At 44.9% G+C, this 15550-nt stretch carries 12 protein-coding genes; 4 read left to right on the forward strand and 8 right to left on the reverse strand.

The window, feature by feature from the left end; genetic code table 11:
• Positions 1–16 precede the first annotated feature (16 nt).
• The 4 genes from NQ564_RS07580 to NQ564_RS07595 all read right to left on the reverse strand — a co-directional run bounded on the left by NQ564_RS07580 (position 17) and on the right by NQ564_RS07595 (position 3128).
• The gene (locus NQ564_RS07580) at positions 17–1015 is read right to left on the reverse strand and encodes a M28 family metallopeptidase (protein WP_008149201.1); all 999 of its coding nucleotides are present in this window, start codon (positions 1013–1015) and stop codon (positions 17–19) included.
• A 416-nt stretch (positions 1016–1431) separates the two neighbouring features.
• A complete protein-coding gene (locus tag NQ564_RS07585) occupies positions 1432–1590 on the reverse strand; it encodes a hypothetical protein (RefSeq protein WP_008157311.1) in 159 nt (52 codons plus the stop codon).
• 187 nt (positions 1591–1777) lie between these two features.
• Positions 1778–2320 carry a beta-class carbonic anhydrase gene (locus NQ564_RS07590; RefSeq protein ID WP_008149199.1) on the reverse strand — a complete coding sequence of 181 codons (543 nt, stop codon included), beginning with the start codon at positions 2318–2320 and terminating at the stop codon, positions 1778–1780.
• A gap of 31 nt (positions 2321–2351) precedes the next feature.
• On the reverse strand, positions 2352–3128 hold the full coding sequence (locus NQ564_RS07595) for a Cof-type HAD-IIB family hydrolase (RefSeq protein ID WP_008149197.1): 777 nt from the start codon (positions 3126–3128) through the stop codon (positions 2352–2354).
• A 110-nt stretch (positions 3129–3238) separates the two neighbouring features.
• Here NQ564_RS07595 and NQ564_RS07600 point away from each other — a divergent pair, with 110 nt between their 5' ends.
• Together NQ564_RS07600 and NQ564_RS07605 are read left to right on the forward strand one after the other, a co-directional pair.
• Positions 3239–4414 carry a porin gene (locus tag NQ564_RS07600; RefSeq protein ID WP_008149195.1) on the forward strand — a complete coding sequence of 392 codons (1176 nt, stop codon included), beginning with the start codon at positions 3239–3241 and terminating at the stop codon, positions 4412–4414.
• A gap of 62 nt (positions 4415–4476) precedes the next feature.
• Positions 4477–5514 (forward strand): aldo/keto reductase, encoded by a 1038-nt coding sequence (locus NQ564_RS07605; protein WP_008149193.1) that lies wholly within the window; start codon positions 4477–4479, stop codon positions 5512–5514.
• 173 nt (positions 5515–5687) lie between these two features.
• On the opposite strand, the gene NQ564_RS07610 is transcribed toward NQ564_RS07605, so the two are convergent.
• The 4 genes from NQ564_RS07610 to NQ564_RS07625 all read right to left on the reverse strand — a co-directional run bounded on the left by NQ564_RS07610 (position 5688) and on the right by NQ564_RS07625 (position 12500).
• The gene (locus tag NQ564_RS07610) at positions 5688–6350 is read right to left on the reverse strand and encodes an HD domain-containing protein (RefSeq protein ID WP_008149192.1); all 663 of its coding nucleotides are present in this window, start codon (positions 6348–6350) and stop codon (positions 5688–5690) included.
• Between the two features lie 209 nt (positions 6351–6559).
• Entirely contained in the window at positions 6560–10108 is a 3549-nt protein-coding gene (nifJ, locus tag NQ564_RS07615) for a pyruvate:ferredoxin (flavodoxin) oxidoreductase (RefSeq protein ID WP_008149188.1), read from the reverse strand.
• Between the two features lie 30 nt (positions 10109–10138).
• A complete protein-coding gene (locus NQ564_RS07620) occupies positions 10139–11317 on the reverse strand; it encodes an ATP-binding protein (RefSeq protein ID WP_036608232.1) in 1179 nt (392 codons plus the stop codon).
• 163 nt (positions 11318–11480) lie between these two features.
• Positions 11481–12500 (reverse strand): branched-chain amino acid aminotransferase, encoded by a 1020-nt coding sequence (locus NQ564_RS07625; protein ID WP_008149182.1) that lies wholly within the window; start codon positions 12498–12500, stop codon positions 11481–11483.
• Positions 12501–12929: 429 nt separating this feature from the next.
• Here NQ564_RS07625 and NQ564_RS07630 point away from each other — a divergent pair, with 429 nt between their 5' ends.
• Together NQ564_RS07630 and metF are read left to right on the forward strand one after the other, a co-directional pair.
• Complete coding sequence (locus tag NQ564_RS07630; protein WP_207212140.1) at positions 12930–14486, forward strand: ATP-binding protein; 1557 nt, start codon at positions 12930–12932, stop codon at positions 14484–14486.
• 72 nt (positions 14487–14558) lie between these two features.
• On the forward strand, positions 14559–15509 hold the full coding sequence (gene metF / locus NQ564_RS07635; RefSeq protein ID WP_008149178.1) for a methylenetetrahydrofolate reductase [NAD(P)H]: 951 nt from the start codon (positions 14559–14561) through the stop codon (positions 15507–15509).
• The last annotated feature ends 41 nt before the right edge of the window (positions 15510–15550 follow it).

The following is a 15550-nucleotide window of genomic DNA, read 5'->3' on the forward strand; positions in this document are numbered from 1 at the left end:
AGTATAAACGACCACGTCAATAGTCTTTCTCATTCGCCAGATTCCACATATTCAGAAAAGAGGCTTTCGTTATGTCGACAATCTTATTCCAGTTGATCTTTTCCACATGGTCGCTTGGCAAATGATAGTCAGGATGACCGTCCGTATGATACCAGATGACCGGTATATCCAGGAGGGCGAATGAAGCATTATCGCTCCCTCCTACCGGCTTATCCCACGGACGATAATCAGGAGCCAGATTCAAGCCATATTTCTTGATATCGCTTTTTAACCAGTCGCCAAACGCAGGATGCGCTTCCGTATAGAAATAAACAACATGCGTCGGCTTAGACTCGTCATTATTACGGCCAATCATGTCATAATTCAGATACCCTTTCACCTTATCCATCTCCGGGAATGTCTGCACAAAATATTTGGAGCCTAACAAGCCTTTCTCTTCACCATCCCAGAATGCGAAAATAACGGTTCGCTCCGGTTGGACACCTGTCGCTAAAAACGCCTTGGCAACCTGCAGGACAGCTGAAACCCCCGAAGCATTGTCGTCAGCCCCGTTATAGATCTGGTCGCCGTCCAGCATCGGGTCAAAACCGAGATGATCGTAATGGGCGCCGATAATCACATATTCGTTCGGGTTCTTACCCTCGATCTTACCCAGGATGTTGTTCATCGAGAGCTTCTGGTGGACACCTTGTTTCAACTTCGCGATCGAATCCGGATGAACCTGGAAGCGGCCTCTCTTTTGCCGTTCCTTATTATAGGCCTCGAAAGGTTGATAATAAGATTCGAACAGAGGCTCGATCCCCATCGTTTTCAAATTAGATACAATATATTCACCGGCAATACGTCCACCACGGAAACCAGCTTCACGTCCTTCCAAAGCATCGCTTGCCAGAAAACCGATATAGGCCTCGGCATTTGCCTTGTTAATGACATCCAGCCCTTTTTTTTCAGGCGACTCGGCCCATAACGTCGCACTTAGCGCAATAGAGGCTAAGAATAATCCCGTTTTTCTCATTTCGATATTGTGTTTTACAGATTATAGTTTTCCACATCACGCAAATATAGGAATATTTAGATCAACCCTAGATAACCTCATCCAAATAAATTATCAAAATGACACCTCTATCCCATCTAATTTGAATTAATAGGGCATATTTTGAAAATTACCCGCAAGGGTAATATTTTTTAACATTCCATTTGATAGCAAATACCCTGATTGGATTATCAAAATGACAATCAGTAAAAATAAGCCTAAAAAAGATTTTTTCTGTGTGGCCGGACGGGATAGGAATAGGACAGACTTCATTAAAATAAAAAAAGGCCAAACTCCGCTATCTTATAAGCGTCGAATGCCTCCTCGTTTATCTCTCACCAGTCTTTCAAAAGACTACGGTGGAGAGACTACATCTAAAATTATTTACTGTTTAATACTCAATTTTTAGAGCTTTCGCTCATTTGGCTCATCAATCTGCGGATCTCAGCATTTACTCGCTGACACATCGAACCATTTCCTACTGACTGATAACGATCAGCCTGATAACGCAACATCGCTAAAGTACGCATACTTTTTTCGTTTTCTCTCATCATCATAATTTTACTCATTTAAATTCTCCACGCTTGGAGAACGATTAATAATAACTAAACCTAAACTTTCTTTTTCTTTTTGTTTACAGTGCAAAGATAAACATTTTATTTGAATTTATGCTGTAAAACATATTTAATATTTATCATTTAACCATATTTAGGTTTTTATTAAACACTTTTCATCTCGATTTACCTAAACGACAGTAGTCAATTCACCTGTAGTCGAATCGATTACAAATCCTCGAACCGTTATATCTTTCGGAATCAACGGATGTTTTTGCACTTGAGCTACTGTTTCACGAACAGAACCTTCCGGAGTGTCGAATCCGCGCAACCACGATTTGAAATCAATACCGCAGTAACGCATCATATCGATATGTTCCGAAGGGATGCCGCGCTTCTTCATTACCTCAATCATCTGCTCGCTATCCATATGCTTGGCACCGCAATCGGTATGACCGATAATCATGACTTCGTTCACCCCTAATTCATAAATGGCAACCAGCAGACTCCGGATCACACTTCCGAAAGGATGGGAAATAATCGCCCCCGCATTCTTGATGATCTTGACATCGCCGTTCTTTATGCCCAAAGCTGCCGGCAGTAGCTCTGTAAGGCGTGTGTCCATACAAGACACAATCGCTATTTTCTTATCAGGATATTTATTGGTGATAAACCGCTCATATCCTTTATTCTTTACAAATTCACGATTAAATTTCAATAACTCGTCTATCATAACTATCCTATATATATGTAACAGTTCAAAATCAAATAATGTTGAAATGTTTCAACGCATTGTATACACCATTCTCGTCGACAGAGGTCGTCACATAACTGGCCGCACTCATCACATCTTCGGCCGCATTTCCCATAGCAACCCCGATACCGACATGGCTAAGCATCTGGATATCATTGCCTCCATCGCCAAAGGCCATACATTCGTCCAGACCGATATGGTAATGTTCCAGCATCTTGTCAATCCCTACCCGTTTACTACTTCCAAGCGGTACGATATCTGTAAAAAGAGGGTTCCATCGTGTGGATTCACAATGAGACAGGACCTTCATAATACGTTTTTCCTGCTCTGCCGTAAAAAAGGCGATCAGCTGGTAGACCGTCTTTCCATAAATATCCTCGATCGGACGGATTGGGGGAGCCGGGAAGTTCAACAGATGAAACACATCGTTGACCGCTTTATCCGTATAGTTCATAAAAATCTCGTCTTCCTGTACGAAGGCACAAGGGAACTCGCCTTCCTTTTCCTGGTAACGTACCAAGGCTTCGATATCCTTATCGGGAATACTGTGCTTATAAATCACATCGTCCTTTCCGGCAAACACATAGCCACCATTCAAAGTCACATATCCATCGAACTCAAGATCGCCCAGATTGTTAATCGAACGGCGATGACGGCCGGTTGCTATAAATACTTTTATCCCCTTCTTCTTCAACAACTCGATCGCATGAAGGGTGGATTTCGGGACTACATGTGTTTTAAAGCTGACCAATGTCCCATCGATATCAAAAAATACTGCTTTAATCATAACCTAAACTCATTACCTTTTAAATCTCAACAAAGGTAAGAATAATTACGGATTTCCAAAGGTCATATAAAATTACTATATTTGAACGCTGAAACATTTTATTTGCAGACATGAAAACACATCTCTACTTATTGACAATACTATTCATATTCTCCCCATCCGTCTTTGCACAAGAGATTGAGAAAGAAACCGTTCCCGGACAAGAACCGACTTTGGTCGAACGACTCACAGGAGGGAAAAAGGTGATCGAAAGCGCAGAAATGAATTTCCAGCTTTTTACTTCGGCAAACGCCAATTTCACTGGTTCCAATTTCGACGGCATGAACTTCAAGCTGAATCGTGTCCGGCTGGAAATAAAAGGGGATGTATGGAAAAACCTTTCCTATCATTACCGGCAGTCGTTCAATAAATATTCGGACCCTTATTCGCTGGACAACCTTTCGTCCTCGCTCGAATTGGCTTATGTCAACCTGAAAGTACATGACAAATTCGGCTTTACGATCGGTAAGCAGTTTGTCAATTTCGGAGGATACGAATATTTTGTCAATTCGATAAAAGTCCGTGAATTCAGTGAGTTCAATAACCTACTGACCTGCTATCAGGCTGGTATTTCAGGCAACTGGCAGATCAATCCTGACCACGAACTTTGCTTCCAGATCGTAAACAACCGGAGCGGACAGGACAACGAGATCTACCCGACCGGATTGCCTGACAACACACGGGAAGCAAAAGTTCCTTTCATGTATACGGTAAACTGGAACAGTTACTATTTCGACCGCGTCCTGCAACTCCGTTATGCCGCTTCCGTAGGACAACAGACACAGAAACGTTACTCTTATTACTTCACCTGCGGCAACACAATCGAGAAAGGTCCTCTGCTGACTTATCTGGACATCATGTACACCCGGCAGGGATTGGACCAACACGGCGTTATCAGCCGTCTGCCAGAGACAGCCCAGACAGCTTGCAATACCGAGTATCTATCGGTCATCGCCGATGTGGACTACCGGATTCACCCGCGTTGGAACCTCTATGTGAAAGGTGCTTATGAAACCGGAAGAGTGTACAAGGCGAACGGGCCGTTTGCCAAAGGCATGTACCGCCGTTCCTGGAATGCACAGAGCAGCCTCGAATTTTTCCCGATCAAGAACAGTGATCTTTTTATCTTCCTCCTTTACACATATCGCGGCGTGAAACTCGAAAAAGCAGCCTTGGATATGGGAGCAGTCGATCCCGACACGCATCGTATTTCGTTAGGACTGGTCTATTCGATTCCGGTATTTTAAACCTTCTCTTTCAAGTCTCTGTTTTTTATATATCTTTGTAAAAACATAAATAAATAGAGACTATGGAATACAGGCAATTAGGAGGTTCGGGACTTTTCGTGCCCGCACTTTGTTTAGGGACAGCTACTTTCGGTGGCACAAATGGTTTTGAAGGTTGGGGACACACGGAAGTGGCAGAAGCTACCCGAATGGTCAACCTATGCCTGGATGCGGGCGTGAATCTGTTCGACACGGCAGATGTCTATTCCGGAGGACTTTCCGAAGAGATATTGGGTAAGGCGATCCGCGGACTGCGCGATAAATTATTGATCTCGACAAAAGCGACTTTCAACCTAAACCCTGCCACCCGTAACGCAATGGGCTCTTCCCGCTTCCATCTGATAGAGGCTTGCGAGGCCAGCCTGAAACGGCTGAACACCGATCATATCGACATTTACCACATGCATGGTTTCGATGCCAACACACCGGTGGAAGAGACGCTTCGTGCCCTTGACGATCTGATCACTGCCGGAAAGATCCGTTATATCGCTTGCTCCAACTTCTCCGGCTGGCATTTGATGAAGTCGTTTTCTGTTTCCGAACGTCACGGATGGAGCCGTTACGTAGCTCAGCAGGTTTATTATTCACTTCTGAACCGTGAGTTCGAATGGGAGCTGATGCCGCTCGGCATCGACCAAAAAGTAGGGACAATCATCTGGAGCCCATTGTCAGCCGGTCGCCTGGGTGGCAAATATCGCCGTAATAACCCGATTCCGTCCGACGGCCGTGTAGCCCGCGGCGGAAGTCCGATTCCCGACGAAGCGACATCCTATGAACGGTTATACGATATCATGGAAGTGCTGGATGAAATTGCCGAAGAGACCGGCCGTACGGTTGCACAATGTGCTTTGAACTGGCTGCTGCAACGTCCGACTGTTTCCAGCCTGATCATCGGTGCCCGCACGGAGGAACAGTTAAAACAAAACCTGGAGGCAGTCGGCTGGAATCTGACACCGGAACAGGTGAAACGGCTGGATGAAGCCAGCCGCGTTACTCCGGTTTACCCTTATTGGCATCAGGCACAATTCCCGGAAATGAAATCACAATTACTTTTCCCTTAAAAGAAAAGCAACCAAAAACAAGGCTTAACCGGCCGACGGTTTCGGACAACAGTTCCGCTTTACGCCCGGCCAGTTAAGCCTTCTTTGAAAACTCCACTTTTCTTTAGAGCCAATACAATCTGCTTCGGATCATTCAAACAAAGCCGATCCGACCCGATTATACCGGGATGATATTACAATAAATAGACATCATTAATATCCAGCTTGAATTGCAGGCCAAGAAATTCCGCCGCTTTCCTACAAAGTAGCATCCGTCCGGTAAAAATCTCGAAATAGTCCATCACAGCACAGATTTCGGTGTTGATCTTCAAATCGAGAGTGATCGTTTTCGAATCCGGCTCCAATATAACATCCGATTTTTCGGCTGCATAATTTACCCGGTCATGGATATCGAAATTAATCGTGGAACGGTTACGGACACGGCTGCGACGCACATCCGTCTTATCTGCGATTATCAAAGCAGCCGCAACGGCATTTACGGCAGCAGCCGTCTGTTCATCATGATTCCCGATAGCGGTAATGACGGTCGCCACATCTTCGGGCGGCATCCCCATCTTATCCAGAATACGGAAAGCCATCATAGCTCCGCTTTGAGCGTGGTCGATGCGATTCACCACATTGCCTATATCGTGCATGAAACCGGCGATACGAGCCAATTTCACCTCATGCGCATCATATCCTAACTTTTCCAATAAATCTCCTGCTACTTTCGCAACCTTCGTGCAATGGGCAAAGCTATGCTCCGTGTAGCCGATTGCTTTCAACGACTCGTCCGCTTGTTTGATATAAGTCCGGATCTCTTCGGAATTGCGGACATCTTCATATGTTACATTCATATTTTTATCTTTACTATATACGTTAATTAAACACAGAAATATTCCATTTTGTTCTGCCGAAGAACCAGAAGGACATGAATTTCATATTACAAAAGCCTTTTACCGGTCTTTATTGGAATAATAAAAAAGCGGAATCTCATGGTGAGACTCCGCTTTCTATTTTATTCGGGTGAAAAAAGGATTTCCACCCTTAGATGATCATAATCAAATTATTCTTCTACGCTCCAGTTTTCAGCAGCCATACGTTTGTAGCTACGCAGACGCCACTTAGCGTTTTCTTCTGCGGCAGCAAACAATTCGGCAGCTTCAGCCGGATACTGTTTTGCAACAGATGCGAAACGAACTTCACCTTTCAGGAAGTCCTGGAACTTACTCCAATCCGGTTCTTTGGAATCCAATGTGAACGGGTTCTTGCCTTCAGCTTCCAGAGCAGGATTGTAGCGCCACAAGTGCCAGTAACCACATGCAACAGCTTCTTTTTCTTCAGCCTGAGATTTACCCATACCCTTCTTCAAACCGTGGTTGATACAAGGAGCATAAGCGATAATCAAAGAAGGACCGTCATAAGCTTCAGCTTCGCGGATAGCCTTCAAGGTCTGAGCCTGATCAGCACCCATAGCGATCTGAGCAACATAAACATAACCGTAAGTTGTAGCCATCAGACCCAAGTCTTTCTTGCGAACTCTCTTACCGGCTGCGGCAAACTTGGCGATTGCGCCGACCGGAGTAGCCTTTGAAGACTGACCGCCTGTATTTGAATACACTTCAGTATCCAGAACCAGGATATTCACATTCTTGCCGGAAGCGATCACGTGATCCAGACCACCATAACCGATATCGTAAGAAGCACCGTCACCGCCGATAATCCACTGTGAACGTTTTACCAGGAAGTGGCTCAATTCGGCAATAGTAGCGCAATTCGGACATTTATCCTTGGCAGCTTCAACCATCGGAGTGATCTGTGCAGCCAGTTCTTTCGTCTTATCGGCATCGTTCTGATTTTCGATCCATGCAGTGAACACTTCTTTGTATTCAGCCGGACATTCTTCAGAAGCGACAGCAGCTTCCATAGCCGCCTGGATACGTGCACGCATCTTTTCGTTAGCCAGTTCCATACCCAGACCGAATTCACAGAAGTCTTCGAACAAAGAGTTAGCCCATGCAGGACCTTCGCCCTTTTCGTTCGTCGTATACGGAGTAGAAGGAACAGAACCTGAATAGATGGAAGAACATCCCGTAGCGTTAGCGACCATTTCACGATCACCGAACAACTGGGAAATCAGTTTTACGTACGGAGTTTCACCACAACCGGAGCAAGCGCCGGAGAACTCGAACAACGGAGTTGCGAACTGAGAATTCTTCACATTAGACTTGATGTCTACCAAACTCTGCTTAGAGCTTACGTTAGCCACACAGTACGTCCAGTTGTCAGCTTCAGCCAACTGACCTTCCAGCGGAGCCATAGACAACGCCTTGTTGCCCTTGAATCCCGGACAGATATCGGCACAGTTACCGCAACCCAGACAGTCGAGAACATCAACCTGCATACGGAACTTCATACCCTTCATTGTAGCCGGAGCTTTCACATCCAACATCGGGAAGTTTGCACCCTTCTGTTCTTCGTCATTCAGAACGAACGGACGGATAGAAGCGTGAGGACAAACATAAGCACACTGGTTACACTGGATACAGTTTGCTTCATTCCAAACCGGAACAAATGCAGCAACACCACGTTTTTCATATTTTGCAGTGCCCTGATGCCATGTACCGTCTTCGATACCCTTGAAAGCAGAAACCTTCAACAGATCGCCATCCTGTGCATTGATAGGACGAACCACTTCGTTGATGAATGCAGGATCGTTGTTTACAACCTCTTCATCATCCGGCAGGTTAGCCCATGCAGGATCAACAGTCAACTGGTTGTATTCGCCACCACGGTCAACAGCTGCATAGTTTTTGTTTACAACATCTTCACCCTTCTTGCCATAAGACTTCACGATGAATTTCTTCATCTGTTCGATAGCCAGATCAACAGGAATTACGCCTGTGATACGGAAGAATGCAGACTGCAAGATTGTATTGGTACGGTTACCCAAACCAATTTCCAATGCGATCTGTGTAGCGTTGATATAATAAACTGTAATATTTTTCTGAGCAAAATAACGTTTTACGCGGTTAGGCAAATGTTTTGCCAGCTCTTCACCATTCCATACAGTGTTCAGCAAGAATGTACCGTTCTCACGCAAACCGCGAGTCACATCGTACATACGCAGGTAAGCCTGAACGTGGCAAGCTACGAAATTCGGTGTGTTTACCAAATAGGTAGAACGGATCGGATGATCACCGAAACGCAGGTGAGAACAAGTGAAACCGCCCGATTTCTTAGAGTCGTAAGAGAAATAAGCCTGGCAATATTTATTTGTATTGTCACCGATGATCTTAACAGAGTTCTTGTTGGCACCGACAGTACCGTCTGCACCCAAACCGTAGAACTTAGCTTCGAACATACCTTCGCCACCCAATGCGATCTCTTCTTTCTGAGGCAGGGAGGTGAATGTTACGTCATCTACGATACCGATCGTGAACTGGTTCTTCGGCATCGGCAGTGCCAGGTTTTCATATACGGAAAGGATCTGGGCAGGAGTCGTATCCTTAGAACCCAAACCATAACGGCCGCCTACGATAACCGGAGCATCTTCCTGGCCATAGAAACAGTCTTTTACATCCAGATACAGAGGTTCGCCTACTGCACCCGGTTCTTTTGTACGGTCCAAAACAGCAATACGTTTAGCAGTCTTAGGAACAGCTGCCAAGAAGTGTTTAGCTGAGAACGGACGATACAAGTGAACGGAAACCAAACCTACTTTTTCACCCTTAGCTGTCAGGTAGTCGATAGCTTCGCGTGCAGCTTCCGTAACAGAACCCATCGCAATGATTACGCGTTCTGCATCTTCAGCTCCGTAGTAATCGAACAAACCGTATTTACGGCCTGTGATCTTGGAGATTTCGTTCATATATTCTTCTACGATAGCAGGAACTGCATCATAGTAAGAGTTGCTTGATTCTCTGTGCTGGAAGAAGTGGTCAGGGTTTTCAGCCATACCGCGTGCAACCGGAGTTTTCGGGTTCAAGGCACGTGCGCGAAATTCAGCCAGAGCCTTCTGGTCGATCAGCGGAGCCAGATCTTCATTTTCCAATGCTTCAATCTTCTGGATTTCGTGAGATGTACGGAAACCGTCGAAGAAGTTCATAAACGGAACGCGGGATTTGATTGTAGCCAAGTGTGCAACACCTGCCAAATCCATCACTTCCTGTACGGAACCTTCGGCCAACATGGCGAAACCTGTCTGACGGGCAGACATTACGTCCTGATGGTCACCGAAGATACACAGTGCATGAGAAGCCAATGTACGAGCAGATACATGGAATACGCAAGGCAGCAATTCACCTGCGATCTTGTACATGTTCGGGATCATCAGCAACAAACCCTGAGAAGCCGTATAAGTCGTAGTCAGTGCACCAGCCTGCAACGAACCGTGAACTGCACCGGCAGCACCACCTTCAGATTGCATTTCCTGCACCATTACAGTTTCGCCGAAAATATTCTTACGTCCGGCAGCAGCCCATTCATCTACATATTCTGCCATTGTAGATGACGGAGTGATGGGGTAAATCGCAGCAACTTCACTGAACATATAGGAGATATGTGCAGCAGCCTGGTTACCATCACAGGTTAAAAATTTCTTCTGTTTTGTCATAGACTCTTACTATTAGTATTTAAAAAAATTTCAATATAAAAAGCCGAAAAGCCAAAGCGGGATCATGTTGCCCTCTCCTACTTCGACCTTATCGATTGCATAATACAGATCAGGATTATTCTTCACTTTCATACTTTCTTCAATCCTGAAATTATACATTCCATTGACCAAGAAATGTGCGTTCTTTCCGCCCTCGTTCAATCTATTGTCCTTCAGAAGCTGGTTATAAAAGAACGATTCGCGGACAGACTGCATATTCACTTCCATCGGCCGGATGGGATACATCAGATTGGAATTGTACATATACACTTTAGACGGCTTCTTGGGGAACGACTCTCCTACCGGATAAAGCATATTCATCAAACGGGCATCGGCCAAATATTTGATATAGTTCATCACGGTTGCCCGCGAAGTCTCGATATCCTTGCTCAACTGGCTTACATTGGGCGTACAAGGAGCGCTTGTCGCCAACAGATAAAGCAGCTTACGCAGTTTCGGCAGATAGCTTTGTTCGATTTGTTTTATGTATAACACATCTACCTCAAGCATCATATTCATGGTCTTTAGCAAATTCTCCGAGAAATTGCGTTTCTCCAGAAAGAACGGATAGAAACCATGATGCAGATAGTCCTGGAAGTATGCCATCGGTTTTCCCACCGAGCAGATGCCTTTCGCAATCTCCTGATGGCCCACCAATATTTCTTCAAATGTATAAGCCGGAAAACTATTCCCGGACATCAGATTAAAAAATTCCCGGAATGAAAAACCTCGTAGGTTATACGAAACCACCTTGCCCGACAGGTCGGGATTTTCCTCTTTCAACCGCATGACGGAAGAACCGGAAAAAATGATCTTCAAGTCAGTGAAGTTATCGTAACAATAACGGAGTTCTTTCGACCATCCCGAATATTTGAACACTTGGTCGATCAGCAGCACTTTTCCCCCTTTTGCCCTGAACTCAGAAGCAAAATCGACCAACGTACGTTCCGTAAAATAAAAATGATTCAGATTTATGTAAAGACACTCCTTATTATCCGCGCCAAAATGCTCGCGGGCATAATCCAGCAGAAAAGTCGTCTTTCCCACTCCGCGAGAACCCTTAATGCCGATCAGCCGGTCATTCCAGTCGATCTCATCCATCAGTCCTCTGCGAACCGGCGAATACAAGTGTTCTACCAGGTATTTATGTGTTTTAAAGAATGAATCCACCTTCTATTCAATTGACAATTAACAATGGACAATTGACAACTTGCGGTCGCTTATCCATTTGTTTAGCGGGGCAAATATAGATAATCTTTCTCAAATTGCAATACAGAGTTTGCAATTTTCACCACAAAACACAAATTGTCAATTGTCAATTATCAATTATCAATTATTCAATCACCGTCACCCAATTATACACATCCGGCTCATCCCCATACTGGATAGCACGCAGTTTATTGTATAGTTTTTCACAAACAGGACCCGGCTTGCCGTCTTTCGCAATCACATAAGACTTATTGATGTCCAAGTCGTCGATCTGTGAGATCGGAGCGATAACCGCGGCTGTTCCGCATTCGGCTGCTTCATCGAACGTAGCGATTTCTTCTACCGGAACCGGACGGCGTTCCACTGTCAGGCCCATATCGGTTGCCAACTGCTGCAAACTTTTGTTCGTGATGGAAGGCAGGATAGAGTGAGACTGCGGAGTGATGTAGCTGTTGCCACGGATTCCGAAGAAGTTGGCCGGACCGCATTCGTCCAGATATTTCTTTTCTTTCGGGTCCAGATACAAAACAGCGGCGTAGCCCAGCTCATGAGCCTTTTCGCCCGCAACGAGGCTGGCGGCATAGTTACCGCCGACTTTGATCGTACCGGTTCCCTGAGGGGCAGCACGGTCGTAATCGCGCATGATACATACTTTGGAGGGTTTAAAACCACCCTTGAAATACGGTCCCACCGGCGTCACAAACACCATGAACATATATTCGGGAGCCGGCTTCACACCCACCTGGGCACCCAAACCGATCATCAACGGACGGATATATAAAGCAGCCCCGCTTTCATAAGGGGGAACAAAACGTTCGTTCAGTTTTACGACCTTACGGATAGCCTCCTCAAACTTCTCAACGGGCAACTCGGCCATTTTGATACCGCGGCTGGAAGATTGCATGCGTTTGCCGTTCTCATCCATACGGAACACACGGATCTTGCCGTCTTTCCCTTTGAACGCCTTCAATCCTTCAAACGACTCCTGTCCATAATGCAAACATGTGGCAGCCATATGAATATTGATGATCTCGGAAGAACTTACTTCGAGTTCGCCCCATTTACCATCCCGATAGTAACACCGTACATTATAGTCTGTCTTCATATAACCGAATGACAGATCAGACCAATTAATATTTTCCATATCTTATCGTAATTAGATTATTGACAGGCAAAGGTATTAATAAAAAATGAAAAACGGCAACCGTTACTCATTTAATCCTCACAGGAAAATAATCCCGCTAATTGTCGCAATGCGTACAGAGAAATTCGGCTACACTCTTATTGTACACCTTGCTTCAAACCCCATTGGTCCAAATCGAAACTACTACTGCATCTAATTCGATTTTATACCCCATTTAATTCAAATTACACGCAAGGGTAATATTTTTTAACAGACATAAGATTCCTACACCTCACTATCAATCAAGATTTTAATCCAAAATCGTATTTTAAAGGGAGATATTGTCTATTTTAACACTCATTTACCCCCTCAAAAACGGCAAAAATAACAGGAACGATAGATGCAAATTGCAGATTATATCGTATCTTTGTGAAGAAGCAACAAAAAGACATGATGGAAACACTTTATCCGATAGGCATACAGAATTTCGAAAAGATACGCAAAGAGGGATATCTTTACATAGATAAGACGGCATTGGTTTACCGATTGGCGAAGACGGGAAGCTATTACTTCCTAAGCCGTCCACGGCGTTTTGGCAAGTCATTGCTAATTTCAACTTTAGAAGCCTATTTTCAAGGTAAAAAAGAGCTGTTCGAGGGGTTGGCGATGGAACGGTTGGAAAAAGATTGGGTGAAATACCCGATCTTGCATCTGGACCTGAACATCTCGCAATATAGCTCACAAAAGGACTTGGAGGATATATTGAACCGCAACTTAGTCGCCTGGGAAAACCTGTACGGGGCAGATCCGGCCGAACGGAGCCTCGCCTTGCGTTTCGCAGGCATCATCCAGCGGGCCTGCGAAAAGACAGGGCAGCGCGTGGTCATCTTGGTGGACGAGTATGACAAACCTTTGCTACAGAACCTGCACGACGAAGCGATGCAAACGGAACTGAGAAATATGCTGAAGCCTTTCTACGGCGTTCTGAAGACGATGGACGGTTGTATCAAATTCGCACTGCTGACAGGCGTGACGAAGTTCGGGAAGGTGAGCGTGTTCAGCGATCTGAACAACCTGATGGACATTTCGATGGACGACCGGTATGTCGAGATATGTGGCATTACGGAGGAAGAGATCCATACTTATCTCGAAAAAGAACTACAAGGGTTGGCGTCCCGGCAAAAGGTCAGCTATGAGGAGATGTGCCTTGAATTGAAAAAACGGTATGATGGCTATCATTTCGTTGAAAATTCAATTGGTATGTATAATCCGTTCAGCCTGTTGAACACATTTGCCAAGAAAAAGCTCAGCGACTATTGGTTCGAAACAGGCACCCCCTCCTATTTAGTCGAACTGCTCAAAAGGACGGATTACAATCTATATGATATGGCGCATACACAAACAAATGCGGATGTGCTGAACAGCATCGACATCGTCTCGCGTAATCCCATTCCGGTCATTTACCAAAGCGGCTATCTGACGATTAAAGAGTATGATCCGGAGTTCCAAATCTATACATTAGGTTTTCCCAACCAAGAGGTAGAGGAAGGATTCGTCCGGTATCTACTTCCCTACTACTCCTCCATAACCGCCGTTGACTCCACTTTCGAGATACAAAAGTTCATCAAAGAAATCCGGATGGGTGATGCGGAGGCTTTCTTCGCCCGCCTGCAAAGTTTCTTTGCTGACACTCCCTACGAATTGATTCGCAATCTGGAAGTACACTACCAGAACGTCTTGTTCATCGTCTTCAAACTGGTTGGGTTCTATGTAAAAACAGAATACCATACTTCGCGCGGACGCATCGACCTGGTGCTGCAAACCGACCGATATATCTATATTATGGAGTTCAAATTGAATGGTACGGCAGAAGAGGCTTTGCAACAGATCGAAGACAAGCAGTACGCTTTACCTTTCGCATCCGATACAAGAACGCTGTTCAGGATAGGCGTCAATTTCAGCAACGAAACACGGAATATCGGCACGTGGAAAATTCAAACAACATAAACAATCAACATATTGGGCAGACAAACATAACTGTTTTTTATGTACATTTGTCCACCCAAATAAATAAATAACATGAAAGTAATCGATCTGATCAACAGCAGCAAGAGTACTGCTTTCTCATTTGAAATACTTCCTCCGTTGAAAGGAAACAGCATACAGAAAGTATATAATGTCATAGATAAACTGATCGAGTTCGATCCTAAATACATTAATATAACATCCCATCACAGCGAATATATCTACAAGACTTTGCCGGATGGTAGCTTTCAGAAAGTCAACATCCGCAAACGTCCCGGATCGGTCGCCATCGCTTCGGCTATCCAGAATAAATATGGCATAACGGCTGTTCCTCATATTATATGCAAGGGATTTACAAAAGATGAAACGGAATATGCACTGATCGACCTGAACTTTTTAGGTGTTTATGACCTGTTGTTGCTCCGTGGAGATGTAAAAACACTGGAAGCCGGACAAAAAACGGACATATACCACGAACATGCAACTGACCTCCAGCAGCAGGTGAACAACTTCAACAAAGGGATCGCCATCGACGGATCTGCTTTCGAAGCCAATGAAACCCCGTTCTCTTACGGAATGGCTTGCTATCCGGAAAAGCATGAAGAAGCCCCCAATATGGAATCGGATATTTTCTATCTGAAAGAGAAAGTAAAGAACGGGGCGGACTACTTGGTGACACAGATGTTTTTCGACAATGAAAAATATTACGCATTCGTAGACCGATGCCGGGCGGAAGGCATTACGGTCCCCATCATTCCGGGTATCAAGCCGATCGTATTCAAGAACCAGCTCACCGTGCTGCCTAAGATATTCCGTTCGGATATTCCCGAACCGTTTGCAACGGAACTTCGTAAATGCAAAACGGACGATGAAGCGAAAGCCGTCGGTGTCGAATGGTGTATCCAGCAATGCAAAGACTTGATTGCACACGGCGTTCCGAGCTTGCATTTCTATACGATGATGGCATCGGATAGCGTCTATAAGGTGGCAAAAGAGGTGTATTGAAAGCACGAAAACATCGTTTCATGAGCACGAAACTATATTTC

It is taken from the genome of Parabacteroides johnsonii DSM 18315, assembly GCF_025151045.1.
Taxonomy (GTDB): Bacteria; Bacteroidota; Bacteroidia; order Bacteroidales; family Tannerellaceae; genus Parabacteroides; species Parabacteroides johnsonii.

Bases quoted from the DNA above. Each gene is read 5' to 3' on its own strand.
- metF (WP_008149178.1), top strand. From the start codon at position 14,559: ATGAAAGTAATCGATCTGATCAACAGCAGCAAGAGTACTGCTTTCTCA.
- nifJ (WP_008149188.1), bottom strand. From the start codon at position 10,108: ATGACAAAACAGAAGAAATTTTTAACCTGTGATGGTAACCAGGCTGCT.
- NQ564_RS07625 (WP_008149182.1), bottom strand. From the start codon at position 12,500: ATGGAAAATATTAATTGGTCTGATCTGTCATTCGGTTATATGAAGACA.
- NQ564_RS07610 (WP_008149192.1), bottom strand. From the start codon at position 6,350: ATGAATGTAACATATGAAGATGTCCGCAATTCCGAAGAGATCCGGACT.
- NQ564_RS07595 (WP_008149197.1), bottom strand. From the start codon at position 3,128: ATGATTAAAGCAGTATTTTTTGATATCGATGGGACATTGGTCAGCTTT.
- NQ564_RS07590 (WP_008149199.1), bottom strand. From the start codon at position 2,320: ATGATAGACGAGTTATTGAAATTTAATCGTGAATTTGTAAAGAATAAA.
- NQ564_RS07605 (WP_008149193.1), top strand. From the start codon at position 4,477: ATGGAATACAGGCAATTAGGAGGTTCGGGACTTTTCGTGCCCGCACTT.
- NQ564_RS07580 (WP_008149201.1), bottom strand. From the start codon at position 1,015: ATGAGAAAAACGGGATTATTCTTAGCCTCTATTGCGCTAAGTGCGACG.
- NQ564_RS07630 (WP_207212140.1), top strand. From the start codon at position 12,930: ATGATGGAAACACTTTATCCGATAGGCATACAGAATTTCGAAAAGATA.
- NQ564_RS07600 (WP_008149195.1), top strand. From the start codon at position 3,239: ATGAAAACACATCTCTACTTATTGACAATACTATTCATATTCTCCCCA.
- NQ564_RS07585 (WP_008157311.1), bottom strand. From the start codon at position 1,590: ATGATGATGAGAGAAAACGAAAAAAGTATGCGTACTTTAGCGATGTTG.